The organism is Pantoea sp. X-Soil-ISGK-421, assembly GCF_059730785.1.
The window spans coordinates 824,075-849,892 of the sequence record NZ_AP035980.1; the positions used below are offsets into that span (position 1 = coordinate 824,075).

Below are 25,818 nucleotides of genomic sequence, written 5' to 3' on the forward strand. Positions count from 1 at the left end.
GCGCCTGGAATTACTCTTTAGGTGCGACGTTTTCGCCGAACCATTTTTCAGACAGCTGCTTCAGCGTGCCATCTTTGATCATTGAATTTAACGCGTTATCCAGCGCCGCCTTCAATTCAGGATTGTTTTTCTGAATCGCGATAGCCGAACCCTGGCCCAGCACGCCACCGGAGAAACCGTAACCGGTACTGTTCACGGTATCCGCATGCTTTTTCACATAGGCATTGAGGTTAGTGCGAGACGCCATGACCGCATCAACGCGACCATTCAGCAGATCGGCGAACGTTTCCGGACCGGCCTGATAAGTACGAATCGTTGCCACATCCGCCAGATATTTGTTCAGGAAATCAGCCTGAATGGTGGCAACCTGCACCGCGATGGTTTTGCCTTTGAATTTGGCTTTCAGCGCATCAATTGATTTGGTCATAGCAGCTTCATCATCCGCCAGTACCACTTCGCCATTGCCCGGCAATGTATCAACCGCGCTGCCTTTCAGGGTGACGAAACCCGAAATACTCACGGTGTACTGGCGCGAGAAATCCACCACTTCTTCACGCTTAGGCGTCACGGTCACAGCATCGATCACTGCGTCATATTTACCGTCGACTAACCCCGGAATCATACCGGACCATTTCTGCGCCACGATTTCATATTTAAAACCGGCACGTTTGGCGATTTCAGCCACCATATCTGGCTCATAACCGACGATTTTGCCGTTGGGCGTGGATTGGTTAAACGGCGGATAAGCAGCTTCAGTCGCGAATTTCAGCGTGCCAAAATCTTTAGCCTGCACCAGAGCGGATGAGGCAAGCAGCAGCATGCCCACAGAAGCGGTAAACAGTCCTTTACGCATCATCATAAGACCTCAGAGTTCGTTATTTTAAGAAAGTAAATCAATGGCTAAACGGGCTAATGCCTGCGTGCCGCTATGGATACTGCGCTCGTCGGGTTGATAATCCGAATTGTGCAGATGGTCGTCGCGTCCCGGTGCGCCGGATCCAATGTGGATCTGGCAACCTGGCGCGCGCTCGGTAAACAGCGAGAAATCTTCGGCACCAAAGCTGGCGCTCGGTTTAGCGACGATCGGTTTACCAAATTGATGCGACAAAATCGGTTCCAGCGCATCAATAAGCGCCTCGTCGTTCATCAACGGCGGAACGCCGCGCTGGTAATTGACCTCAACGCGCACATTCAGAGAGAGCGCTACGCCAGCACAGATACGTTTGAATGCCTCTTCGATATGCGCCCGTGCCGCCGGAGATTTGGCGCGCACCGTGCCCTGAATCAGGCAGCTATCAGAGATGATGTTGTGGGTGGTGCCGCCATGAATGTGGCCGATGGTCAGCACCGCCGAATTGGCTGGATCGAGTTCGCGCGAAATAATGGTTTGCAACTGACTGACCAGATTCACTGCGGCAATGATCGGATCGGTACCCATGTGCGGACGGGCAGCGTGCGTTGATTTGCCGTGTACCACCACATCAAATTCGTCGCTGGAAGCGGTGCTGGCACCGCGCGTCAGGCCAATTTCGCCCGCGGCCAGTTCCGGCTTATTGTGCAGGGTGATGGCGAGATCGACGCCGTCGGCCGCACCATCAGCGATCATCGCTTCGGCACCGCTGTCTGGCGTCTCTTCCGCTGGCTGGAAAATTAGCCGCAAAGTGCCATGCAGTTGTGCGCGGTAGTGCGGCACAATCGCCGCCACACCCAGCATGGTCGCGGTATGAATATCGTGGCCGCAGGCGTGCATTTTACCGGGATAGTGGCTGCTGAACGGTAAGCCCGTTTGTTCGTGAATCGGCAACGCATCCATATCGGCGCGCAATAGCACGGTTTTGCCGGGATGCGCGCCAACAATATCGACCATTACGCCGGTTCTGCCGACGCCGGTTTTCGGCGTCAGACCCAGGCGCAGCAACTCCTGCTCTACGATGTGGGCAGTGCGAATGGTGTCGAAACCCAGCTCCGGATGCGCGTGAATATCACGGCGAATGGCGATGAGATGCGCCTGCATACTTTCACTTCTGGCGCTGATGTCCCTGGCTAAAACATCTTTATGATCGGTCATAGGAAATGATCTTTCTCAGGCGCGAGCCTGGCCTTAATGGCATTTTTATTAAAATTGACTCTGTATTTATTCACAGCAATCGGCAGAATGCAACGCGCCATCCATTTGTTTACTTGCTGAATTTAAGCAATATTTTGCTAATTCACTGCCTTGACAGGATAAAAACCCACGTCTGCATCATTAAGCAGTTATAACATTCATGATCCATCGCGGATCATCAGTTTTACTGATTTCGAAATTTAGCCAATCAGCCGTTAACCTGTGTCAGAAGCCAGTCGCGTACCGCCAAAACCGGCGCGGGCTCGCGTGGACGGCGCGGCCATACCAGATACCAACCGGCATCCATGGTCATTTGTTGACGGAAAGCGGGTACCAAACGGCCGCTAGCCAGATCGTTCTGCACAAAATGCGGGCTGGTCAGCGCGATGCCCTGCCCGCTGATCGCCGCCTCCAGCGCCAGCGCGGTTTGATTGAAACGCAGGTGATGCTGATGATGCAGCGATAAATTGGGAAAGATAGACGCGAGAAATACCGGCCACAGATGGTGACCATCGTGCAACAAGGCGTAGCGCAGACAGCGATCGCTTTCAGCTGGATCGCCCATTTCAGCCAGTAGCGTGGGACTCACTACCGCCAATACCGTTTGGCTGAACAGCAAGGTGGCGTCGAGTCCGGCACCAAATGGCGGCCGCCCGTAACGCACCGCCAAATCGACACCTTCATGATGAAACTGCACCAGCCGCTCAGAGGCCAATACGCGCAGATCGATATCTGGCCACGCAGCAGTAAAACCAGGTAAGCGCGGCAGCATCCAGCGACTGGCAAAGGTGGGCGTTACGCTCAGGGTTAAACGATTGGGCTCCGGTCGCAGCGTGCGTGTGGCCTCATCAATTAACTCAAATGCCTGGCGAATGCTAACTGCATAGCCCGCCCCCGCGCCGGTCAGCGCCAGCGTGCGCGGCAATCGTTCAAACAGTTTTAGCCCAAGGCTGGCCTCCAGACCGCGAATTTGCTGTGCCACCGCCCCCTGCGTCACGCCTAACTCTTCCGCCGCCAGACGAAAATTAAGGTGTCGCGTCACCGCCTCAAACACTTTTAAGGCATTAAGCGGGGGTAGCGCGTTAAATCCCTGACTCATCCTGTAGTTTTCCTATCGTCAAATGACAAACAGACTGACTCTCTGTTGCCAAAATTACCTTTTATACTGGCCTAAATCGATTACTCATTAGCTGGAAGGTGAATTATGGCAGTAGAAAAAGTAGCAGTTATTGTGGCTGGCGGTAGCGGGATGGGCGCCGCAGCCGCCAGCAAACTGGCGAGCGACGGCTTTAAAGTGGCCATCCTCTCCTCCTCCGGCAAAGGTGAAACGCTGGCGGAAAAACTGGGTGGTTTAGGGGTGACAGGCTCGAATCAGTCACAGGAGGATTTAAACACGCTGGTGGATAAAACGCTGGCACGCTGGGGCCGCATTGACGTGCTGGTGAACAGCGCAGGTCATGGTCCGCGCGCACCGATTCTGGAATTAACCGATGAGCAGTGGCAGCTCGGAATGGAAACGTACTTTTTGAATGTGGTGCGCGCCACGCGTCTGGTCACGCCCATCATGCAGCAACAAGGCGGCGGCAGCATCATCAATATTTCCTCGGCGTGGACGTTTGAGCCGACGGATATGTTCCCGACTTCAGCGGTGTTCCGCGCCGGGCTGGCATCCTTCACGAAAATCTTCGCCGATACCTACGCGGCTGATAACATTCGCATCAACAATGTCTTACCTGGCTGGATCGACAGCTTGCCGAAAACCGATGAGCGCCGCGACAGCGTTCCGCTGCAACGTTACGGCACGTCTGAAGAAGTGGCGGCGACCATCGCTTTCCTCGCCTCACCGGGCGCAGCCTATATTACCGCTCAGAATATTCGTGTTGATGGTGGCGTGACGCGCAACGTGTAGCAAGCCTGTTAATCCTCCCCGATAGCCGCGAGCGAATCCCTTTCGCTCGCGGCTTTCCTGTTTTTTCTTTCATGAACAACAGTCAAACAAGACTGGTCTTGTCGATTATATTGCCGATAAATAGTCAGAATAGTCTTATTCGCTGACGGCACCTTCCTGCCCCAGCACGCCAATTTTTAACCATTCTGATTGGAGGTCGCTATGCAATCGATTTTACGTTTACGCCTATCTTCTCTTTTAACCGCAGAACGCCGTGTAGTCTGGCAAATGATGTTCGCGGGTTGTGCAGCATTCTGGATTTTGCTGGTGGTTGCCGTAATGGGCATTCGCTGAGCTAATGCGCCTGTAACCGGCCGGACAACTGCTCCGGCGGTAATAATTCGAACGCGCTTTTCATTTCCCGTGCTTCTTCCGCCGGACTGCGACCAAACATCCGTTTAAACTCACGACTAAATTGCGAATCGCTTTCATAGCCGACACGCGCGGCTGCACCCGCGGCGGTCAGGTTATCGCGGATCATCATTAATCGCGCCTGATGTAAACGCAGTGATTTAAGGTATTGAATCGGCGAAGTCTGCGTCACGGTTTTGAAATGCAGATGAAAACGCGGCACACTCATCCCCGCCTCGTTCGCCAGATGCGGTACATCCAGCGGCTGACGCCAGTCGGCATGAATACGCTGTAAAGCACGTGCGATACGGCCGAAATGGCCTTGATAAGTCAACGCGGCACGCACCGCGCCACCCTGCTCACCGATTAATATGCGAAAGCAAATCTCCTCGACGCGCGCGGGTCCTAGCATTTTGGCTTCAAGCGGATCGCTCAGCGCTTCCAGTAAACGTAGCGTACTCTCTGCTAACGTCTGATTAATCGGTGTAGAAATGATACCCGCCGGTGAAGCGTTAACTGCCGTTTCACAGCTGGTCAGTTGCGCCACCAGCCTTGCCACCATGTCCACATCCAGACGAATGGCGATGCCCAGCAGCGGCTCTTCTGACGTGGCTTCCGTTTCCGCAGAAAATGGCAGCGGCACCGATAACACCAGGTAGTGCTGCGCATCGTAGCGATACATTTTGTCGGCGAGAAAAGCGCGCTTCGATCCCTGACAAATAATGATAATACTTGGCTCGTACAGCACTGGCGTTCGTGCCCATTGCCGGTCGGCACGCATAAAGCGCACGCTTTCCAGCAATGATTCCGTGTAGCCTTCCTGACGTGCCAGCTGACTGAGTAAGGCGCAGGTACGCTGTTGTACGGTTTGCGACATAAAGGGTTTCCTCAGAGAGATTCAGGCAAAGCATAGCGGTGAAAATGACGCCCGCACAATGTAGGCGAGAGGATCAGGCAAAGATGCGCCATAATCCGGTCTGTCGCATACGGCGTGATTTATCAACAATATCCTCGTCAACTTAACGAGGAGTGCAGCATGAACACAGCGAAAAAAGTGATTATTTTAACCGGTGCCAGCAGCGGTATTGGTGAAGGCATTGCGCGCCATTTAGCGCAGCAAGAACATCAACTGGTACTCGGTGCGCGCCGCACCGATCGTCTGGAGACTTTGTGCAATGAACTGCGGTTAGCCGGTGCAAGCGTGGATTATCTCGCCAGCGATGTCACGCAGCGCGCTGATGTGCAGCAGTTGGCAGACTTTGCGCTGGAAAAATATGGCCGCATTGATGTGATGATCAATAACGCGGGCGTGATGCCGCTGTCACCGATGAGCGCACTGAAAGTCGAAGAGTGGGATTTGATGCTGGACGTCAACATTCGTGGTGTGCTCTACGGCATCGCGGCGGTGCTGCCAACCATGCATACGCAGCAGTTTGGTCACATCATCAACATCGCCTCGATTGGCGCACTAACCGTTTCGCCAACCGCAGCCGTTTACTGCGCCACCAAGTTCGCCGTGCGCGCCATTTCCGATGGTCTGCGCCAGGAATCGCAGCAACTGCGGGTGACAGTGATCAATCCCGGCGTGGTTGAATCTGAACTCGCCGATACCATCAGCGATAACACCGCGCGTGAAGCAATGAAGAGCTATCGCCAGATTGCGCTCAAGCCTGAAGCTATTGCCAAAGCAGTTAGTTGGGCCATCGATCAGCCTGGCGACGTAGATATCAATGAAATCACCGTGCGCCCTACTGCCAGCGCACATTAAGGGTTCAAACCCGTGGCGATTTCAGGCTGAAATCGCCCGTTTTCAGCCGTTGCGTTTGAGCCGCGCCGCGGCACGTTCGGTTGCCGCGCGTCGGCGAGCAATGAAGTCCTGCATTTGGAGTTTTGCCTCTGCTAACCTTTCCGGCGAGGCGCTGCGTGGCGAACCTGAGTTGAACGGTGGCGCCGGATCGTACTCCATCTGCAGCTGGATATTTTCCGCTATTTGACGCCCCATAAGCGCTTCCGCCACGCTTAAGGCAAAATCGATGCCCGATGTTACGCCCGCCCCAGTGATACGATTGCGGTCACGCACCACACGTTCTGCCACCGGCGTAGCCCCGAGTAAGCTGAGTTGTTCAAGTGACCCCCAATGCGACGTCGCGCGATATCCCTGCAACAAGCCTGCTGCGCCTAACACCAGTGAACCAGTACATACCGATGTGACCCACTTTGCGCTTTCCGCCATGCGGCACACAAACCCCAACGTTTCGTCATCTTCCATCAACGCAATTTGGCCGGGACCACCGGGAATGCAGATAAGATCCAGCGGGGGGCAATCCTGGAACGTCGTAGTTGGTAGAATCGCCAGACCACGATCGGACATCACCGGCTGGCGATCTTTCCAAATCAGATAGCTGTTAACGTTGGGCAGGCGGGCAAACACTTCCCACGGACCGGTGAGATCAAGTTGCGTGAGGTTGGGGAACAGCAGCAGGCCGATATTAAACATGTTTTGACGCTCCAGAATGGCATGACCTAACTCAAATAATGAAGGTGAAGTCCTGCATACTACAACCAACCCGCTTTTTTCAGCCGCCACCACATTACGCAGCAGATGACGACCGTTACGCCCACCACCGCGGGATAACCAAAATGCGTGTGCAATTCTGGCATGTCCGGGAAGTTCATGCCGTACATGCTGAAAATAATGGTCGGTACAATCAGAATCGCCCCCCAGCCGGCGAGCTTCTTATTCACTTCGCTTTGCTGCACCGACACCAGCGCCAGATTGACCTGCATCACGCTGGTGAGCATTTCGCGCATATCTTCCGCATCGATCATCACGTGATGCGCGTGATCCTGCACGTCACGCAGATAGGCGCGCAGATTTTTCGGAATAATATCTTCATGGAAGCGCACCAGCTGCTGGCAGATCTCTGTCACAGGCAGCGCCGCATTGCGCAGTGCCAGCAGTTCACGGCGCAAGTGATAAACGTTTTGCAGCGCGTCGCTGTCGAAACGCGTGGTGAACATGCCCTCTTCCAGACCACTGATGCGATCGTTAAGTGATTCGGTGATTTTGCTGTAGTTATCAACGATAAAATCGAGGATGCAATAGAGCGCATAACCCGGTCCTTCACACAGTAATGCCTGGTTCTTTTCGGCTTTGGTGCGGATGTCTGCATAGCCTTCCGAAGAACCGTGACGCACAGTGATCAGGAAGTTTTTGCCGAGGAAGAAGTGGGTTTCACCGAAGGTGATGCGCTGCAAATCATCCATGTGGGCGGTTTTTACCACGATAAATACCGAATCGCCATACTGCTCGATCTTCGGTCGCTGATGTGCCACCAGCGCATCTTCAATCGCCAGTTCGTGCAGGCTAAACTCCTGCTGCAGCGTCTGCATAAAGGCCGGTTCAGGTTGGTACAATCCCATCCAGACGAAGGATTTCTCTTCTTTTAGTACTTCACTAATGTCGGCGATATCGACATGTTCTTCGCGCTTGCCGTGGCGATACGCTACGCAGTTAATTACCATATTCACGCGATCCTTGTTGTTTGTACTGTATTTCATTTTAGCCTTAAAGCTCGCGTACCATTTCTACGCAAGGAAGATCGGCTTGCGCCAGCGCCGAGGGATAAAGCGCTTCCCGCACCACGCGAAAACCGTGGCGACGATAGAAACCACTGGCGTTGGGCGTGGCGGCGAGCGTCAGTTGCGTAAAACCACGCTGACGCGCTTCATCGATAATCGCCTGCATGATTACGCTGGCATAACCTTTGCCGTTGCAGGCGGGCAAGGTAAAGATCGCTTCAACGCTGCCGCTATGCAGATCGAGGAAACCGGTTGCGGCCACGCCATGTTCAGGATCCTCTACCACATAAAACGGATTGCTTTTTACCGCCTCGAAATAGCCGGATGGCAGCGCATCTGGCGTCCATGCGGCGATGACATCAGCCGGATAAACCGCCTGACAACCGTGGCGAATGGCAAGATTACGGATGCGCCACAGTACGGCCGTTTCATCACAGCGGGCTAAACGCGGTTTCATTCGTTTTCCTCTATGCTAGTAATCCGTGGAGTATCACAGTAGCAAAACTCATCAGGAAGATAACGCCGAATCCGGCTACAAAAGGTTACGATCATGCAACTCACCTCCTCTCGCTTGTTTCTCCGCCCGGTTGAGCCCAACGATGTTCAACGGCTGTTTGCCATCTATGGCGATCCGGATACCAACATGTTTAATCCGGCCGGCCCGTTTCCCGATTTAGCCTGTGCTCAAGAAGTGTTAAATCGCTGGCTGGCACACTGGCAATCCTTTCCCTTTGGCAACTGGGCAATCTGTCTGCGTGAACAGCCAGATAAGGTTTTGGGATTTGGCGGCTTAACGGTGCGCGAGTTTGCTGGCAGGCCGGTAAACAATCTTGGCTATCGTCTGGCAAAAGAGGCGTGGGGAAAAGGGTACGCCACCGAGTTCGCCCGAACGGTGATCGCTTACGGCTTCGATGAATGTCAGCTTACGGTGATTGATGCGGCGGTGCGTCACGATCATCTCGCGTCACAGCAGGTGCTGGAAAAGGCGGGTCTGCGCTGTTACGACCAGGTTTACGATGTTCCGGGCGCACCCGCCAGTTTGGTGTATGAATTACGCGCACAAACCTGGCGCGATCAGGGTACGCCCAAATAGCGCAACAGCGCAGTCATCAACGCGGCACCGATAATCACGAGGATAAGCGGTGTGCGACGCCAGGCGAGAAACACTGCAAACAGCACGCCGGTGATGCGCGCCACACCGGCAAAGTGCGTGCCTTCAAACAGCGCGGTGGTTACGGCCACCGCCAGCAGCAAAACGGTGGCGGCATCGGACAGCATATTGCGAGCGCGATCCGACATCTGCATGCGGCTGCCCAGACGATAACCGGCAAAGCGGATCGCATAAGTGCCCACCGCCAGAAGCGCAATGCCGCCAATGATCAGATTATTTTGCATTTTTACGCTCCCGCCAGCTCAGTAATCCCAACAGTGAAAACAACACTGGCATGCCCGCTGGCACAAAGGGCGTCGCCAGCACAGACAGCACGGTGCCAAGCGAGGCGGGGATCAGCGTGCGACGCTGGCGTAGCGCCGGGAAAATCAGGGCAATCAAAATCGCCGGAAATACCGCATCCAGACCAATGGCCGATACATCGGGAATGAAACGCCCGATCGCCGCGCCGCCGATGACCGACAGCGGCCAGATGGTGAAGATACCTAAACCGCAAATCCAGTACGCGGCGCGTCGCTGCGCCAGTTTCGGCTGAGATATACCAAACACCACGCTTTCATCATTCATAATGTGGCAACCCAGCAAGCTGCGGCTGCCTTTACCCACCAAATCTTTGACCGCAATGCCAAATGGCAGATGACGTGCGTTAACCAGCAGACCCGCCGCCGCTGCCGTCAGCGGACTGCCGCCACCCGCCACGATGCCGATGAACAGGAACTCCGATGCGCCCGCCAGAACCAGCGTGGAGAGTGCGATGGGCACCCACAGCGGAAACCCTTCGGCCGCCGCCAGCGAACCGTATGAAAGCCCGACAATACCGTCGGCCAGACATACCAGGAAGATGGCTTTTATTACGCCGCGATCAAGCGGCACTGCACCCAGACGCATCACAATTTGATCTCATATCGAACAGGAAAGACGTTATAATGAACGCGTCAGAATTGTTTTACAAGACGAACAAAACGTTCGTTATAAAGAACAGGAGTAGCTTTGACCACGCCAATTGATATTATTGCTGTCGGATTACTGCGCGAACGTCAGCGCGCGGGGCTTTCACTGACAGAAGTGGCGCGTCGCGCCGGGATCGCCAAATCAACGCTGTCACAACTCGAAGCCGGTAATGGCAATCCCAGCCTTGAAACGTTGTGGGCGCTGTGCGTGGCGCTTAATATCCCTTTTGCGCGATTGATGGAACCGGACGTAAAACGTTTGCAAGTGATCCGTCGTGGCGAAGGCATGATTGTTTCTGCAGAGATGGCGGATTATCAGGCTGCATTGCTGGCAAGTTGTCCCCCCGGCGGACGCCGCGATCTTTATTTGGTCACCTGCCAACCTGGCGCGCCGCGCGACTCAAAACCGCATCCGCCGGGCTCGGTGGAGCATGTGATCATCGCGCGTGGCCGTGCGCTGGTGGGGCCGCGCGATGCGCCGGTCGAACTGCTTCCGGGCGACTACATGTGCTATCCCGCCGATGAACCGCATGTATTTGAAGCGTTAGAGGCGGATACCATGGCGGTGCAGCTGTCGGAGCAGAACTAAACGCGCTTACTCAAGGTCGCCATCAATGGCGTAATGCTTGTCAGTTAAGAGATGAAAACCCCAACTACCTGGCGCGCATATTGTAGCGGCGCAATTTATTGCGCGATAAATCGCGCCGCTACGGAATGTGCGGTAAATAAAACGGGGCTTAAATGATCGGCATTACGCCATCGATGGCGACGCTAAGAGGTTGTAGATTATCCATCACAATTTCCTATTGTTAAATCCGGTGATTAGCGTGCGGCGCAGTGGCATGCTGTGAGCTTCTCCGCTAAAAATCAGGAATATATGGACATTCTTCCCGCCCGACCCCATCACGCCGCCGCTATTCAGAAAATCTACGCCTGGCACGTGCTGCACGGCACAGCGACCTTTGAAACCGAACCCCCTTCGGCGAGCGAAATGCAAAATCGCGTGCAGGATGTGCAGCAGCGCGGCGGGTTTTGGCTGGTGGCGCAGGAGAATGATCACGTGCTGGGTTATTGCTATCTGGCACCCTATCGCCCGCGCTATGCCTATCGTTTTACGCTGGAGGATTCGATTTACCTCGATCAACAGCAAACCGGCAAAGGCATCGGCCGCGCCCTGTTGCAGAAAGCCATTGCGTTAGCGGAAGCGGCAGGATTTCGCCAAATCATTGCCATTGTAGGCGACAGCGCAAACGCAGGCTCGCTGGGATTACACCGGGCGCTCGGTTTTGAGCACACCGGTGTAATGAAGTCGGTGGGATTCAAACATGGCCGCTGGCTCGACACCGTGGTGATGCAACGATCGCTGGGTCACGGCGATAGCCAGCCTCCAGAACGTTAAGCGACCGCCTGCATCGCAATCACCCGATGCGAGCTCTTTTCCAGCAGATCGCGATCGTGACTCACCAGTAACACAGCGCACTGCTGCTCACACGCCAGCGAGGTGATGAGCTGGATGGTTTGCTGCTGCACCAGCGGATCCAGACGCGATGTAGGTTCATCGGCGAACAAAAATACCGGATCCAGCAGCATCACGCGTAACAGCGAGAAGCGCTGCAGCTCGCCCCCCGAGAGTGAATCGGGCCGACGTGTCAACAATTCCGGTGCCAGCGCCAGCTGCTCCATCAGCGCATCCCGCCGCGCGGAGGCAATGCGATGACGGCGCAACACATCGTTCAGGCTTTGCGCTAACGTGCGGGTCGGCGGAAACAGCGCTGATGGGTCCTGATAAATCTTTTGATATTTCAGCGTATCTACCGCCGCATGGCGCGTCACTTGCCCTTGCTGCGGCGTTAACAGTCCGAGTAGCACATCGCCAAAGCTACTTTTTCCGCTGCCGCTGGCGCCGTGCAATCCCACAACTTCCCCCGCGTGCAGGATAATGTTTTGCGGCACGCCGAGCGATTTAGCGCCGCGCTGTAAGCGGATACCTTCAGCACTTACCACTGGTTTGCTGCCCACCAAAGTTTGTTGCCGCGTTGACCAGGCCGCTGGATCAGCAGCGAGTAACTCACGCGTGTACTCTTGTTGCGGCGTATGTAGCACCTGTTCTGCCATACCCTGCTCAATCACCTTGCCTTTATGCATCACGATAACCTCACCGCCCAACTGGCGGGCCAGCGCGATGTCGTGGGTGATGGTAAGCAGCGTGCCGCCGTCGGCCACTTCACGACGCAGCAAAGACGCAACCTCATCACGACGCGCCACATCCAGTCCTTTGGTCGGCTCGTCAGCAATCAGTATCTCCGCCCCCCCTGCGCGTGCCGCGGCAAAAGCGGCGCGCTGCGCCATCCCGCCGGAAAGTTGCCATGGAAAACGCGGTGCTGCGTCCTCTAAGCCAAGCTGCTGCAAATCGTTGCTGGCGGCGATAGCGCTGGCTGCCTTTCCCTGACCGCGCACAAAACGATAGCCTTCTGCTACCTGCTGCTTTATCGGCATGGTGGGATCAAGCGACAACCACGGCTCCTGTGGCAGCGATGCTAACGTGCGGCCCCATAATTCGCGCAACAACGCGACATCCTGCGGCAGAGTAAAACGGCGCGTGTTGATGATCAGCGTGCCGCTGGCCTGTAAATCGTCGGGCAAAATCCCCATCATCGCCTGCGCCAGCAGACTTTTACCCGAGCCGGTTTCCCCTAGCAAGGTCAGCGGTTGGCCCGGCAGCAAGGTAAGATTCACCGGTTCCACCAGCGTAGCGCTGGACGTTGTGACGGTGATACCGATCGCATGCAATCCTTTCATTTTCTCTCCTTGTTCATCAACAGATTCAGGCTGATCAGCAGCAGAAACAGCGCAGTCACCGGTTGCAGTAATAGCCACGGTGCTTCCCACGCGAACGGCAGCAGTTCGGTCATCATCAATCCCAGTTCTGGCGTGGGCGGACGTACGCCAACGCTGATAAAACCCAGGGCTGATACGGCCATGATGGCGCTGCTAAACGAAAAAAGTATCAACGTCATTAATATCGGCGCTAACGCAGGCCACAGGTGACGGCGGAAGCGATAGAACGCCGAGAAACCTAATAGCCTTGAGGCTTGCATGCCTGGCGCATGCACTAACGGACGCAACGTTGCGCGCGTCACGCGGAAGAACTCCACCCACAACACCAGCGAAATCCCCAACCACAGCATGCCGGGCGAATCAGGTGCAATCGCCGCTAACAGGAGCACCAGCAATAACCCCGGCAGCGCGAGACACATATCGCCGAGCAGGCTGATCAGTCGATCAAGCCAGCCGCCATACACCGCGCTGAACATGCCAGTCACTACGCCTGCCATCATCGCGCTCATCACGCACAACGCCGCGAGGCCGAGCGAGAGACGCAATGCTGCACTGAGGCGCGGCAGCATGTCGCGACCAAGATGATCAAACCCGAGAAGGCTGCCGCTGCTGGGCGCCTGCAGTATCCGCAGCAGATCCTGTTCCAGCGGATCACCGCGATCAATCAGAGGTAACAGGAAGGCGAATCCAAGTAGCAAGCACAACATCAGCAGACCTAGCAGACGCGAAATTGACAGGCTCATGCGCGCGCTCCCCGAGGATCAAGCAGATAACAACCCGCATCCACCAGCATATTCAGCAGTACAAACAGCAGTCCGAGCGCCATGGCGCTGGCCTGAATCACCGGAACATCACGGGCGAAGATGGCATGTACCAGCGCGTGACCCATGCCGGGCCAGGCAAACAGCGTTTCTACCACCACCACGCCTTCCACCAGCCAGACAAACTGCATGCCGAACCAGGTCAACACCGGCGATGCCAGATTTCGCACCCCGTGACGCCGTAAGCGTGTCGCGGGTGCTAAACCTTTCTGCGCGCCCCAGCGGTAATAGCCCGATGTGACAACCTGATAGGTGGCTTCACGCACTACGCGCACACCTACCGCGGTGAGCGACAATGCCAGCGTCAAGGATGGCAACAGAAAATGACGCAGTTCGCCGTGCCCGGCGCTCGGTAGCCAATCAAGCTGGAGTGCCAGCAGCACAATCAGCAACATGCCAAGGGCAAAATGCGGCACGGATTTCAGCAGCGCGCTGAGCCAGAACAACGCACGATCGAGCTTGCCATTTGCGTGACATCCGGCCCAAATGCCCAGCGGCAAGGTGAGCAATATCGTCAGAAGCAACGATGTGCCTGCCAGTGCCAGCGTTTGGCTCAACTGCCAGCGCAGTTCATCCATCACCGGCTCGCCGGAGACCAGCGATCGACCAAAGTTGAACTGCAGCAGATCGTATAGCCAGTGCAACAACGCGCTGCCTTGCTGCAGCGAGCCGCTTAGTTCCTGCTGCACACGTGCCACCGCACTGGCATCTACACGATCGTAGCCATAGCGGCCGCTGGCAATGCGCCATGCCATATCGCCGGGCAAAGCCTGCACCAAAAACCAGGTGAGTAAACCCACCGCCAGTACAACAAAAACTGCCTGCGCTAAGCGCCAGCCAAGAAGCTTAATCATCATTGCTCCCACGCCATGTGGCGCAGACCAAAGTGGCGTTCAAAGGGATCGAGCGTGACGTTTTTCAGCTTGCTGTTGATGGCGGCCGATTGCTGATACCAGGCAAGCGGGATCACCGGTAAATCCTGCTGTAAAGACGCGGTAATCAGGTTACGCGCCTGCGCTCGTTCAGCCGCATCGGTGGATTGCGTTAAGGTGTGCAACGCCGTGCTAAAACCGGCCGGATGCCAGTTCATTGCGCCCCAGTCACCGCCCTTCTCCGCGTAATCCTGCAGTAACGTGCCGGTTGGATCGGGTGTCAGCGCAAAGTTGCGGGAAAACAGCGCCAGTTGCAGACGATTGCTGTGATGCTGTGCCGGAATTTCGCTGGCGTTGGTAGAGTTGATCTTCACCTCAATGCCGACTTTACGCAGCTGCTGCTGGATCACCATCGCCATCAGCGGCAGTTCGGGACGATCGGGGAATGTCAGTAGCGTCACACTAAAGCGCTGACCGTTACGCGCTAACACGCCATCCGCACCCATTTTCCAGCCTGCGGCTTGCAGTTGCCGTGTCGCCTGCTGCGGATTGTACTGCAGCGGTTGCAGTGCGCTGTTATGCCATTCACCCATATTCGGCGGGAATAGCTGGCTGGCCGCGCCAGGGTAACGCAGCACTGCCATCGCCAGCGCGTTACGGTCAATCGCCAGGCTGATCGCTTCACGCACCGGCTGTTCGGCTAACAGCGTATCGCCCGGATTCACTTTCAGCATCAACGTGCGCGGCACCGGGATGGAGGGCAGTTGCAGCGACGGTTTACGAGCTAAACGCTGACGGCTGGCCGCATCAAGGTTGAAAACGTAATCCGCGTCACCGCTTTCCGCCAGCAATGCGCGGGTTTCGGCGCGCCCGGATGAGAGATAGCTGGCCGCCTTAATCGCCGGTTTTTCGCCCCAGTAATCGTCAAAACGCTTTACCGCCAGCGACTGCGGCGGCTGGAACGACGTCAAGATAAACGGTCCGCTGCCGATGATGCGGGTGATATTGCCCTGTGCATCCCAACTGGCGAGCGCCAGAATCTGCGAACGGCTTTCAGCCAGTACCGACAGCAGCGGCGTAAAAGGTTCGCGCAAGGAAATCGTGACGCGTTGCCCTTCCCCGCTGATAGCGGTGATGGGGGTTTTATCCAGCAAACCTGCTTTGCTGCGCGCGGTATTCAGTGATTTCACTACGGCGGCCGCATCCAGCGGCGATCCATCATGGAAACGCACGTTATCACGCAGCGTAATTTGCCAGTTCAGACCATCAGCGGAAACTTGCCAGCTTTGCGCCAGCGCAGGAATGGGCTCAGCACGTTCGTTGACCTCCACCAGCGTTTCCACCACATCCATGCGCAACAAAATGTCGCCAGAGAGCGCCGGATCGGTGCCTTTGATTTCAAACGGCGCCGCAATCCGCACCGGTTTATCCTGATGTTCCGCCGCCATTGAGGCGTAAGAAGCCAGGCCTAACGCCGCAGCGATAAGCAAATTTTTCATTGATTTCATTATGATTTCCGACTGAAGCCGCTACATATTAAAAGAGTTAATTACGTTATAACATAACAATACACATTTCAACACAGATTGGCGACAAAGACGGGTGATTGCCGCTGCACGCAGGGCTTTGGCTGCGGTATGCTGCAAACGAACATTTTTTTAAGGAGCAGCAGATATGCCAGAAATCATTGTGTATGCGGCGGAAGGTCGCACGGTTGAGCAGAAGAAGAAGTTGCTGAGAGCCGTCACTGCCGCGGTGGCAGATTCGTTTGAGATCGACGCTAATTCAGTGACGGTTTCCATTATTGAAACGCCAAAACACCATAAGTCGAAAGGCGGCGTGCCGTTTGATGAACGCTGAAAAGCAGCGAGGCAGAAATCTCTGCCTCTTTTTTTACCAGTAAGGTGAAAGCTGCGAAGGTATTTTTAGGATTAAAATTAGAAGCTTATATAAAAATACACTGAATACCGCAGTCAGCGGCCATGAAATGGGCGCGTAATCTAATCTTTGCATCAAGCGCCATGGCGTGCTGATTAACTGGCTCATCGCAATTCCAGGCCTCCTCATCCCCACAACATTTCGCGGCCATACTGACCAAAAGATCATAAATTCGATGATAAGCAGGAAAACATAAGGCATTCCGCCAGGCCATTTACCGGGTAAGTCGTTAATGATGATGAATAAACCGGAAAAACATAACAGGCAAAGCAACAAGGCTGAAAACAAACATTCCATTGTCAAAAATGCTTCAAGCATGCGTGGTCGCCGCTGTAAGCCACACATAATCATGTCGCTGAAATAGAGATAAAACAGCACCAATCCCATTCCCATCCAGCCCGTAACGGAAGTGACTAACGCTCCGGGCAGCAGGAAATGGAACATAACCAGCCAAAAAACCATCAGAAAAATGCCGCGCCAGCTCAACGTAATCCGCTCAGAACCCATAAACTCCAGCATCGCAGGATTAATTCGTTCGAGGAGCTCAGGAAATGCTGCATATAAGGCATTCACACGCTGCGACATTTGAGTCACAAGTCCTGGCACTAAACGCGCCCAGAAAGGCATCTCTGTTCGATCGCTGAGCAGCAACGTAACGGCAGTCCGCGGCATAAAACTGCCGTTTACACTTTCATTAGTGAGCTTTTTCCAGGCTTGTTCCCGCTCGGTGTTGCGCACTTGCCAGCCGAGTGCCTGCTGCATGCGTTCAGAGAGTAAATGGACGTTGTAATCATCTAATCCCCACCCGAGTTCATCGCTTATCCGCTGCAACAATCCATCCGTGAGTTCAGGTTGTTCAGCGAGCACGGCTGCCAAATCGTTGTGAAACTGCTGCTGTTGTAGCAAATTGCCCTCGCTGCAGACGCGCTGGTACAACCCTCTCAGCGATTTAATGCCTTGCATCTCTTCATCAATCAACAGTTTTGCCAGCCTGGCGAGCTCTTCACGGGTGTAGAGCGGCGTAAGGGTAAACGCGTAATTGGATAAATCCCCATTTGCTTGCGAGACATCTGTCGTTGCCAGCCACTCATCCATTTGTAGTGCGCTCACCACACTGCTGAATTCAGCGCCAGCCGTTTCATCCTCATCCCGCGTTTCAGCCTCGAGCGCCGCGTCCACAGCACAGTTTTTAGCCTGTTCAAAAGCTTCTCTTAACCGCTGATAGCCTTCAGGATCGCTGTCAGGTCGATGCGTTTTTAGCAGCCGTGAATAAGCGCGGCGAATGAGCGCCTCATCCTGTGTAGGTTCAATATCGAGAATCTGCCAGTGACTCATTGCGGTGTTACCTCATCAAAGCGGGCCAGTGCCTCAACCACTTTTTGCCGTACATCGGCAATACGCCGCTCATCCTGACTATTTAAAGCCAGCTCAAAAGCATGAATCACGTTATCAATCCAGGCACGCTCTTCTCCGAGCAGGAATTGATACAAACGTCCACCCCGCACCAGCAACGCTTGGTTTTCCTGGCGATCGCGTGGATGTTGTTTTAATTCATTCAGCTTGTGTAAGCTCGCTTCAATTTGTTCCGCACTCATCTGACCGGGGACTTTTTCAATCACCAGCCGCGAAGGTATGAGACTCTTATCGTGTTGACACTCAACTTCCAGCAGACCATCCAGCGTATAAGTGAAACGCACATCTAATGAAACGTCCCCTGCTTTACGCAATGGCACGTCAATGCGCATTTCTCCCAGGTAAACATTATCTTTAACCCGACGACCTTCGCCTTGATAGACCTTTAACAACACGTGTGTTTGGTTATCAGAGACGGTTTGCACTGTTTTACTGCGACTGACCGGAAGCCATGTATTGCGCTCGATCAACGGCAGAAAAAATCCCTCTTCCAGCTGACCGTAGCTCTCTTTAACGGTCTCCATGCCAAGCGAAAAAGGCATAACATCTGTCAAAATGATGTCTTCAACAGCGGCATCTTTCATCACCATTCCTGCCTGAACACCCGCACCAAGTGCTACGGCTTCATCGGGATGAAGATCATGACGAGGGAAGCGGCCAAACAGGCGAGCAACGGCCTGACGCACCAGCGGCATTCGCGTCGCGCCGCCCACCAGTAAGACATGATCGAGATCTTTAAGTGAAAAACGAGCGTCATGCAAAGCCTGTATCACCGGCTGCTGCAGGCGAGTAATTAATGTTTGGCAACATTCACTGAGCTGCTTTTCATCTAAGGTCCATCGCCATGTTTCGCCCTGCCAGAGAAGCTCTGCGCTGTCCTCAACATGATGACTCAAGCCGCGTTTCAGGTTTTCTGCCTGCGCCAGCAAAGCAGGTTTCACTGCGGGTAAAGCGTCTTTCAAAGCAGGGTACTTGTTTAACATCCACTGGCATATCGCTTCACTGAAGTCATCGCCTCCTAACTGTACGTCGCCACTACTGGCACGAACTTCGACGACGCCGTCAAACATATCAATGATTGAGACATCAAAGGTGCCGCCGCCTAAATCGAATGTCAGGTATTTTTGTTCGCGGTTTTCCAGCAAGCCAAAGGCGAGCGAGGCTGCGGTAGGTTCATTCAGCAGCCGCAAAACGTTGAGTCCAGCCAGTTTTCCGGCGGTTTTCACGGCGCGTCTCTGCACATCATTGAAATAAGCAGGAACGGTAATTACCGCATCAGAAATCTCCTCACCCAGCGCGTTTTCTGCATCCTGCTTTAGCTGTCGCAATAATATGGCGGAGAGTTCTTCAGCGCGAAATAAGTGCGAACCGAGAGATAAAGTCGCTTCTGTGCCCATATAGCGCTTAAAACTGGCTTGTGTGAGGTGCGGGTGTGTACTGAGCCGATGATGTGCAGCTTGTCCGATAATCAGGTGACCTTCATCGTCAAGTCCCACCACAGAAGGCGTGAGCAGGCTTCCTGCGGTATTAGCTATTAATTGCGGTTTTCCTTCACGCCACACAGCGACTGCACTATTTGTGGTGCCAAGATCAATTCCTATAACCTGTCTGGTGGCCATATTCATTCCTTTGAGGTTCATTACCCTCAGATGCGCTATTTTGATAGTTAATCTGGGTATTATTAACGTGCTTATCGGCGACACAGCCAGGATCTTTAGCCTTTACACGCCGTTATCTCTTGCAATGAAGATAAGGCGAAAAGTCAGTATCATAGCGGTTCTGCCGCCTACCAAATTGAGTGAACTAGCACGCTATGACCGACCAAACTGCACTATTTTCGCGGCTTACTTCTACCCTTGCCGATGACAGCCGCATACCGCTGTACAAGCGTTTCGCAATGGCGATCAAAGATGCGGTGCGAGATGGCGTATTAGTCAATGAAGAGATTCTGCCGAGTGAACGAGATTTCAGCCAGTCGCTGAGTATTTCGCGCATTACGGTACGTAAAGCCATGGATGCGCTGGAAAAAGAGGGCGTGGTATTGCGTTCTCGTGGCTACGGTACGCAGATTTGTAGCCAGTTCGAATATTCACTGAAAGAACCAAAAGGCTTGTCGCAACAAGCGGTATTGCGTGGCAAAAAGCCCGACACCGTGTGGATTCATAAAAGCAAAATCCACTGCGATGCAGGAATCGCCGAGAAGCTGGGGCTGAGTAAAGGCAGCGAAGTGTATCAGTTGAAGCGCATTCGCTATGTCGACCACTTAGCGGTGTCGGTGGAAGAATCCTGGGTACCGGCGCGTTACATCGCTGATGTGGAAGAGATCGGCATTTCACTTTACGACTATTTCCACCAGCAGCACATCCTGCCGGTGAAATCGCAAAGCAGAGTGAGTGCTCGCATGCCTGATGAGGCGCTAAAGCTGCAGATCGCCCTGCCCGACAACGTACCCGTTCTGGTTATCAAGCAACTGGCGTTAGACGCGCAGGGCAATCCGCTGGAGTACAGCATTAGCTACTGTCGCAGCGACATGTATGTGTTTATTGCTGAGTAAGCCGCTGTTGCCAATAGCTGTTTAACGTAGCGCGATCCGGCGCGCAATCGCCGCCGCGCTGTGATACCACATAAGACGCCACGGCGTTGCCCAGCGCGACGCTCTCGGCCAGCGACCAGCCCGAAGCCAATCCCGCCAGTAATCCACCCGCGTGGCTGTCGCCCGCTCCGATGGTATCCACCACTTTAGTGGGCAGCGCCGGCATCCAGCCTTGTGTCTCCGCGTTAACGTAACCCGCGCCTTCGCTATCGAGACGCACCACCATCGCGCCACCAAAACGCTGCTGCCAGCGCATCAATAACTGTTGCGCATCAAAGGGTTCAGACTGAGCCAGACGTTCATGCCACAACAGTTCAGCTTCCTGCCTGTTCACTGTAATCAGTGGATGGCGCGCCATAATGCGTTCGAACTGCACATTACCGATATCCGCCAGACGCGGGCCGAAATCCACCAGCAACTGATAGGGCGAGGTTTGTTGCTCCAGCCAGTCGATCAGCACGTCCCCACTTTTGCTGGTGAGTTGATAGCCGGAAAGGTAGATCCAACAATTATCCGGCTGCGGCAGCGTGTTCAGAAGCGCTGCATCCCACTGATTTTCCACACCACTCACCGATAGAAAAGTGCGCTCGCCATCGGGTTCAACGAGCGCTAAACACCAACCGTTGTCACCTTTTGCCGTTTCCAGCACGCTGTGAATGCCATATTCCGTTAGCTTCTGCCGCACAATGCTCGCCCAGGTGCCGTTGCCGAGCGGCAGCGCATTAATTGACGGGATGCCAAGCCGGTGCAGCGCAATCGCCACATTCAGCGCACAGCCGCCCACATTGACGCCCTGCTGGTGGAGTTCAATATCACTGCCACGATGCGGCAACGAGTAGGCATCGGCAATCACATCCACAACTGCCGCGCCAACCACCAGCACCGGCATACGACTTTCAAGGCGATTCAGATCATCAGGCGTCAACATAAGCGGCCTCGCGCTGCTGGCGGAAACGCGTGAATGCGGCGCTGTAGCGGGTGAAATCCAGTGCATTGGCGGCATCCAACTCAGCTTTCAACGCAACGTCGATGCTGTCAATTCCGTGCAGCGCGCCGCAAATAGCCACCGCCATCGCGCCGATGGTATCGGTATCGCCGCCAAGATTAGCGCAAAGGATCGCGCAGCGGTTCGGATTCGTTTCAGCTAATTCTACCATCGCAATCGCCGCCGGAACCGATTCAATGGTGGCGGTTCCGGTGCCCACCACATCGTAAATCTGCTGCAGAGTGGATTCCACGCCCCTGCCCTGCGCAACAACGTTTAAAGCCAGTTCGAGACGTGCCGCCATGGACGCGCTAAAGGTAGTGACACGCTTTTCCTGCGCCGCGCGGGCAATCGCGGGCAATTCATCGCGGATGGTTGGCCAGGTTGCGCCATCAATGGCGCGTGAAACTGCCCACGCAATCACCGTGGCACCGGAAATCGCGACATCCGATTTATGCGTTGGGCTCGACGCCAGCGCTACTGCATCAATGAAAGCGGATAAATCACGTGCTGGCAGCAGGCAACCAAGCGGTGATACGCGCATCGCTGCGCCGTTGGTCATGCCGTTATTTTCCAGCTGCGATACCGGCGTGCCTGCTTTCATGGCATTGAGCGCGATTTTTGAGGTCGGCCCCAGCACGTTCTTGTTAAAAGCATCAAACGACTCGGCCCACTGCAAAATATTCGCGCCAATGGTTTCCGCATTGATCTCGCCATCATGAGTTACGATCGCATCGGCTAATGCCAGCGCCATCGAGGTGTCATCGGTAAAGGCTGCCCGGCCAAAGTAGCAGGCAGCATTGTTTTCAGCCGGACCGGGCAGGAAGCGATCGATCCAGCCAAAGTGCTGCTTCACGCGCGAACGCGGCCACAATTCCGATGGCATGCCCATCGCATCGCCCAGCGCCTGGCCGTAAAACGCGCCTAAAATCCGTTTTTCATGCGTTGTCATCGTCATAGTGAAATCCCTTATTTATGGCTGTCAGCGGTTGCTGAATTTTCAAAAGCGGTAAGTTCATCGCTGCGTTTTTTGCCGTCTCGGAACAGGACAATAAAGGCGATGGTAATCATGACGATCATCACGCTGCCGAACATCCACATGCCGGCCCAGTTAAAAGTCTGGCCGTTGCGTGGTTGATCGTAGGCGAACATTTCCTGCATCAGATAGCCACCAAGGCGATAACCGAGCAGGCTGCCGATGCCCTGACAGGCCAGCGTAATCAAACCTTGCGCGGCGTTGCGCATCGCCACAGGTGCTTTCTTATCAACGTAGATGTAAGCGGTGATGAAATAAAAATCGTAGCTGACGCCGTGCAGCAAAATGCCCATAAACAGCAAGCCGTACGTCAGCATGTTTTGATCGCCGCCGAACACGAAAAACACATAGCGCAGTGCGGCAGTGGTTAATCCGAGCAGGAGTACTTTGCCGATGCCAAAGCGTTTAATGAAGAACGGCAGTGCCAGCAGGAAGAAGATCTCTGATACCTGGCCGAGCGTCATCCAGCCGGTGGCATGCGGCAAACCGACTTCCGTCAGATAGCCTTCGGCAAAGATGTAGTAAAACGCCAGCGGCATGCTGAACAGGAAGGAGCAGACGAAGAAGACGAGGAAACTGCGATCCTTCAACAGATGCAGCGCATCCAGACCAAGCGCAACGCGCAAGCTGAATTTTCCGCTACTCTTCGGCTCGGTTGCGGGCAGCATCAGAGCAAATATTCCCAGCAACAGCGAGCTTGCTGCCGTGATTAACAACGGCACGTTGCTCGCGGAGATATCGCCATAGCCTAGCAACGGCGGCAGGAAACCACAGACGATGCCTGAAGCAATCCAGCCAAGGGTGCCCATGACGCGAATGCGTGGATAATCACGTTCTACATCAGCAACATGTGAAAATGCGATGCTGTTGGTTAAGGCAATGGTAGGCATGTAAGTCAGTGCATACAGCAACAACAGGGGGAAGAAGCCGCTGAAGTGCGTTTGCTGGGCTGCGAAGAACATCAGAATCGATCCGACGATTGTGAGCAGCGACAACACTTTTTGCGCCTGGAAGAAGCGATCGGCCAGCGATCCGGCAAGGATCGGCGACAAAATGGCTGCTATCGATGTACAGGCGTAGCACCAGGCGATCTCAACCGGCGAGAAGCCGTTTTTGCTGAGAAATGCCCACAGCGGCACAAACCATGCGCCCCAGATAAACCACTCAAGAAACATCATGAACGACAGTTTTGGGATTGTTGTTTTCATTAAAAAGGACTCCCCGGTGTAGGTGGGGCCAATCTAACACCAGAGATAATACCTTTATAATACCACTGGCCGATTTTTTGAACTTGTCCACAACATTTTAAGTGAAGTGCAACGGTTTGAGATGGGAAGTAACGGTAAGGAGGTAGATGAGGAGAAGTGAATGAGGGCGCGCCTGACGCGCCCTATAATACTCAGCGACGGTTTTTCCATACCGTTTGAATGTTGCAGAACTCGTGGACGCCAAAGCTCGACAGTTCACGGCCATAGCCGCTCTTTTTCACGCCTCCAATCGCTACACGCGGATCCGACGCGCCATTACCGTTGATGAATACCGCGCCAGTTTCCAGTTTTTCCGCCAATTCGTTGGCCAGCGCTTCATTGCCGCTCCACACGGTTGCACTAAGGCCGAATTCGCTGTCATTAGCCAGTTCCAGGGCATGCTGAGCATCTCGAGCGAGGGTAATCGCCGCAACCGGGCCAAATATTTCCTGCTGGAAAGCCGTCATCGCTGGCGTAACATCGGCGAGAATCGTCGGGGCGTAATAGTTGCCTGGACCGTCGATCTTATGGCCACCTAATACCAGCCGCGCGCCTTCCTTGATGGTCTGCTGAACCTGATTATCCAGCTCATCACGCAGATCGTAACGCGCCATCGGTCCGATGTAGGTTTCTTCCGCTAAAGGATCGCCGATTTTCAATGCCTGAACCGCAGCGCTGAAACGTGCCTCAAACGCTTCTGCGACGCTTTCTTCAATAATGAAGCGCTTGGCTGCCATGCATACCTGTCCGGTGTTCTGATAGCGTCCTGTGACTGCTGAGGCTACTGCAGCATCAAGGTCTGCATCCGCAAGTACAATGAAAGGATCCGCGCCGCCCAGTTCGAGGACGGTTTTCTTTAATACCGCACCGGCCTGCGCTGCAATGGCCGCGCCGGCACGTACGCTGCCAGTGACTGCCACAGCCGCAATACGCGGATCTTTAATTGCAGCAGATACGCCATCGTTATCGACGTTGATCACGGTGAAGCCGCCTTTAGGCAGATCGGTTGCATCAAACAGTGTTGCCATCAGATTGGCGGATCCCATCACGCTCGGTGCATGTTTCAGTACATAGGTATTGCCTGCCAGCAACATGCTGACTGCGCCGCGCAGTACTTGCCAGTAAGGGAAGTTCCAGGGCATCACCGCGAGGATCACACCCAGCGGACGGAACGACTGCCAGGCTTGCTGGTTTTCTACAAGTGTGGGTTTATCTGCAAGGATCGCCGGGCCTTGCTCGGCATACCAGTCGCAGAGATTGGCGCATTTCAGGACTTCAGCGCGAGCCTGAGCAATAGGTTTACCCATTTCCAGCGTGGCCATTTTAGCCAGCTCATCCTGACGTTGACGGATTTGCTCAGCCAGCTGACGCAATACTTTTACGCGCTGCGGCATGTCGGTGTACCGCCACTCAGCAAATGCACTGGCGCTTTGTTGCAATGCACTCTCCAGCTCTGCTGAGCTTTGCAATGGATAGCTTGCGAGGATTTCGCCATTCGTTGGATTGCGGGAGATAACGTTGTCAGTCATGAAAGATGTCCTCGTCGTAAGTGAAATGATGTTCAGTGGTGTTCACCTTACGCCGACCAGCAGTTTCTTAAAAATGAATAATAATGAGGAAGTTGTTCATATCAGGAGAAGTATTAAGATCTTAATCGGTAAAACTGATGATTTTAAGGGATCAATCTGCATGTAATGGTGATGAACTTGTTTTCACCGCTTTGGCATGCCTAAGCCGCTCTGATCCTGCAGTTATTCAGTTATACAGTGAATAGATCTTAAAGAAAGATCATATAGAGATCTAAAAGAGATCCTAAGAGATCCCCGATCGTCGCAGGCCGCACCCCACAAGGCCTCAGAAGGTGATCGCGTTCACTATAATGAGTAAAGTGTTCACTGGAGTCAGTAGTTTATTCACTATAGAGAGTAGAATGTTCACTATAAACAGTGTTAATGTTCACTGTAAT

The 25,818-nt window shown here is 54.3% G+C and carries 27 protein-coding genes; 8 read left to right on the forward strand and 19 right to left on the reverse strand.

Features of this window, described 5'->3' with window-relative positions; all coding sequences use genetic code 11:
* Positions 1–10 precede the first annotated feature (10 nt).
* From AC6I8K_RS22440 to AC6I8K_RS22450, 3 genes are all read right to left on the reverse strand, one after another.
* Positions 11–859, reverse strand: coding sequence for a transporter substrate-binding domain-containing protein (locus AC6I8K_RS22440; RefSeq protein WP_196762390.1), 849 nt, complete (start codon positions 857–859; stop codon positions 11–13).
* 21 nt (positions 860–880) lie between these two features.
* Complete coding sequence (locus AC6I8K_RS22445; protein ID WP_483818166.1) at positions 881–2,068, reverse strand: M20 metallopeptidase family protein; 1,188 nt, start codon at positions 2,066–2,068, stop codon at positions 881–883.
* Positions 2,069–2,315: 247 nt separating this feature from the next.
* The gene (locus AC6I8K_RS22450) at positions 2,316–3,206 is read right to left on the reverse strand and encodes a LysR substrate-binding domain-containing protein (RefSeq protein WP_483818165.1); all 891 of its coding nucleotides are present in this window, start codon (positions 3,204–3,206) and stop codon (positions 2,316–2,318) included.
* Positions 3,207–3,311: 105 nt separating this feature from the next.
* On the opposite strand from AC6I8K_RS22450, the gene AC6I8K_RS22455 reads away from it, so the two are divergent.
* Entirely contained in the window at positions 3,312–4,016 is a 705-nt protein-coding gene (locus AC6I8K_RS22455; protein ID WP_483818164.1) for an SDR family oxidoreductase, read from the forward strand.
* 201 nt (positions 4,017–4,217) lie between these two features.
* Positions 4,218–4,349, forward strand: coding sequence for a hypothetical protein (locus AC6I8K_RS22460; protein ID WP_483818163.1), 132 nt, complete (start codon positions 4,218–4,220; stop codon positions 4,347–4,349).
* Position 4,350: 1 nt separating this feature from the next.
* On the opposite strand, the gene AC6I8K_RS22465 is transcribed toward AC6I8K_RS22460, so the two are convergent.
* Positions 4,351–5,283: an AraC family transcriptional regulator gene (locus AC6I8K_RS22465; RefSeq protein WP_483818162.1), complete on the reverse strand. Its 933-nt coding sequence runs from the start codon at positions 5,281–5,283 to the stop codon at positions 4,351–4,353.
* Positions 5,284–5,442: 159 nt separating this feature from the next.
* On the opposite strand from AC6I8K_RS22465, the gene AC6I8K_RS22470 reads away from it, so the two are divergent.
* Complete coding sequence (locus AC6I8K_RS22470; RefSeq protein WP_483818161.1) at positions 5,443–6,174, forward strand: SDR family oxidoreductase; 732 nt, start codon at positions 5,443–5,445, stop codon at positions 6,172–6,174.
* A 42-nt stretch (positions 6,175–6,216) separates the two neighbouring features.
* Here AC6I8K_RS22470 and AC6I8K_RS22475 read toward each other — a convergent pair whose 3' ends face one another.
* The 3 genes from AC6I8K_RS22475 to AC6I8K_RS22485 are packed head-to-tail and all read right to left on the reverse strand — an operon-like array spanning position 6,217 to position 8,445.
* Entirely contained in the window at positions 6,217–6,903 is a 687-nt protein-coding gene (locus tag AC6I8K_RS22475) for a DJ-1/PfpI family protein (protein ID WP_483818160.1), read from the reverse strand.
* A 59-nt stretch (positions 6,904–6,962) separates the two neighbouring features.
* A complete protein-coding gene (corA, locus tag AC6I8K_RS22480; protein WP_497827677.1) occupies positions 6,963–7,931 on the reverse strand; it encodes a magnesium/cobalt transporter CorA in 969 nt (322 codons plus the stop codon).
* Between the two features lie 43 nt (positions 7,932–7,974).
* The gene (locus tag AC6I8K_RS22485; RefSeq protein ID WP_483818159.1) at positions 7,975–8,445 is read right to left on the reverse strand and encodes a GNAT family N-acetyltransferase; all 471 of its coding nucleotides are present in this window, start codon (positions 8,443–8,445) and stop codon (positions 7,975–7,977) included.
* Between the two features lie 93 nt (positions 8,446–8,538).
* On the opposite strand from AC6I8K_RS22485, the gene AC6I8K_RS22490 reads away from it, so the two are divergent.
* The gene (locus AC6I8K_RS22490) at positions 8,539–9,081 is read left to right on the forward strand and encodes a GNAT family N-acetyltransferase (protein WP_483818158.1); all 543 of its coding nucleotides are present in this window, start codon (positions 8,539–8,541) and stop codon (positions 9,079–9,081) included.
* Here the strand turns inward: AC6I8K_RS22490 and AC6I8K_RS22495 are convergent.
* Positions 9,063–9,383: an AzlD domain-containing protein gene (locus AC6I8K_RS22495; RefSeq protein ID WP_064741369.1), complete on the reverse strand. Its 321-nt coding sequence runs from the start codon at positions 9,381–9,383 to the stop codon at positions 9,063–9,065. The two genes, AC6I8K_RS22490 and AC6I8K_RS22495, sit on opposite strands and share 19 nt — an antisense overlap.
* Entirely contained in the window at positions 9,373–10,047 is a 675-nt protein-coding gene (locus AC6I8K_RS22500; RefSeq protein ID WP_483818529.1) for an AzlC family ABC transporter permease, read from the reverse strand. Before AC6I8K_RS22500 ends, AC6I8K_RS22495 begins: the two co-directional genes overlap by 11 nt.
* A gap of 102 nt (positions 10,048–10,149) precedes the next feature.
* On the opposite strand from AC6I8K_RS22500, the gene AC6I8K_RS22505 reads away from it, so the two are divergent.
* Both AC6I8K_RS22505 and AC6I8K_RS22510 read left to right on the forward strand, forming a co-directional pair.
* A complete protein-coding gene (locus tag AC6I8K_RS22505; protein WP_064741371.1) occupies positions 10,150–10,698 on the forward strand; it encodes a helix-turn-helix domain-containing protein in 549 nt (182 codons plus the stop codon).
* 288 nt (positions 10,699–10,986) lie between these two features.
* Positions 10,987–11,508: a GNAT family N-acetyltransferase gene (locus tag AC6I8K_RS22510; RefSeq protein ID WP_064741372.1), complete on the forward strand. Its 522-nt coding sequence runs from the start codon at positions 10,987–10,989 to the stop codon at positions 11,506–11,508.
* Here AC6I8K_RS22510 and AC6I8K_RS22515 read toward each other — a convergent pair.
* The 4 genes from AC6I8K_RS22515 to AC6I8K_RS22530 are packed head-to-tail and all read right to left on the reverse strand — an operon-like array spanning position 11,505 to position 16,148.
* Positions 11,505–12,908 carry an ABC transporter ATP-binding protein gene (locus AC6I8K_RS22515; protein ID WP_497827648.1) on the reverse strand — a complete coding sequence of 468 codons (1,404 nt, stop codon included), beginning with the start codon at positions 12,906–12,908 and terminating at the stop codon, positions 11,505–11,507. The two genes, AC6I8K_RS22510 and AC6I8K_RS22515, sit on opposite strands and share 4 nt — an antisense overlap.
* Positions 12,905–13,690, reverse strand: coding sequence for an ABC transporter permease (locus AC6I8K_RS22520; RefSeq protein ID WP_497827649.1), 786 nt, complete (start codon positions 13,688–13,690; stop codon positions 12,905–12,907). Before AC6I8K_RS22520 ends, AC6I8K_RS22515 begins: the two co-directional genes overlap by 4 nt.
* Positions 13,687–14,622, reverse strand: coding sequence for an ABC transporter permease (locus tag AC6I8K_RS22525; protein ID WP_483818528.1), 936 nt, complete (start codon positions 14,620–14,622; stop codon positions 13,687–13,689). The genes AC6I8K_RS22520 and AC6I8K_RS22525 overlap by 4 nt, the downstream gene beginning before the upstream one ends.
* Positions 14,622–16,148, reverse strand: coding sequence for an ABC transporter substrate-binding protein (locus AC6I8K_RS22530; protein ID WP_497827650.1), 1,527 nt, complete (start codon positions 16,146–16,148; stop codon positions 14,622–14,624). Before AC6I8K_RS22530 ends, AC6I8K_RS22525 begins: the two co-directional genes overlap by 1 nt.
* Positions 16,149–16,314: 166 nt before the next feature.
* Between AC6I8K_RS22530 and AC6I8K_RS22535 the strand changes: the two genes are divergently transcribed.
* Positions 16,315–16,500, forward strand: a complete 186-nt coding sequence (locus AC6I8K_RS22535; protein WP_064741376.1) for a tautomerase family protein — start codon at positions 16,315–16,317, stop codon at positions 16,498–16,500.
* 33 nt (positions 16,501–16,533) lie between these two features.
* Here the strand turns inward: AC6I8K_RS22535 and AC6I8K_RS22540 are convergent, their stop codons facing one another.
* Complete coding sequence (locus AC6I8K_RS22540) at positions 16,534–17,913, reverse strand: J domain-containing protein (protein ID WP_497827651.1); 1,380 nt, start codon at positions 17,911–17,913, stop codon at positions 16,534–16,536.
* Positions 17,910–19,610, reverse strand: a complete 1,701-nt coding sequence (locus AC6I8K_RS22545) for an Hsp70 family protein (protein WP_497827652.1) — start codon at positions 19,608–19,610, stop codon at positions 17,910–17,912. Before AC6I8K_RS22545 ends, AC6I8K_RS22540 begins: the two co-directional genes overlap by 4 nt.
* Positions 19,611–19,804: 194 nt before the next feature.
* Here AC6I8K_RS22545 and AC6I8K_RS22550 point away from each other — a divergent pair, with 194 nt between their 5' ends.
* On the forward strand, positions 19,805–20,545 hold the full coding sequence (locus AC6I8K_RS22550; protein ID WP_497827653.1) for a GntR family transcriptional regulator: 741 nt from the start codon (positions 19,805–19,807) through the stop codon (positions 20,543–20,545).
* Here the strand turns inward: AC6I8K_RS22550 and AC6I8K_RS22555 are convergent.
* From AC6I8K_RS22555 to AC6I8K_RS22570, 4 genes are all read right to left on the reverse strand, one after another.
* Entirely contained in the window at positions 20,532–21,512 is a 981-nt protein-coding gene (locus tag AC6I8K_RS22555) for a PfkB family carbohydrate kinase (protein ID WP_497827654.1), read from the reverse strand. The two genes, AC6I8K_RS22550 and AC6I8K_RS22555, sit on opposite strands and share 14 nt — an antisense overlap.
* Complete coding sequence (locus tag AC6I8K_RS22560) at positions 21,499–22,521, reverse strand: ADP-ribosylglycohydrolase family protein (RefSeq protein ID WP_497827678.1); 1,023 nt, start codon at positions 22,519–22,521, stop codon at positions 21,499–21,501. Before AC6I8K_RS22560 ends, AC6I8K_RS22555 begins: the two co-directional genes overlap by 14 nt.
* A gap of 17 nt (positions 22,522–22,538) precedes the next feature.
* Positions 22,539–23,813 (reverse strand): nucleoside permease, encoded by a 1,275-nt coding sequence (locus AC6I8K_RS22565; protein ID WP_497827655.1) that lies wholly within the window; start codon positions 23,811–23,813, stop codon positions 22,539–22,541.
* A gap of 191 nt (positions 23,814–24,004) precedes the next feature.
* On the reverse strand, positions 24,005–25,381 hold the full coding sequence (locus AC6I8K_RS22570) for an aldehyde dehydrogenase family protein (RefSeq protein WP_497827656.1): 1,377 nt from the start codon (positions 25,379–25,381) through the stop codon (positions 24,005–24,007).
* Positions 25,382–25,818 lie beyond the last annotated feature (437 nt).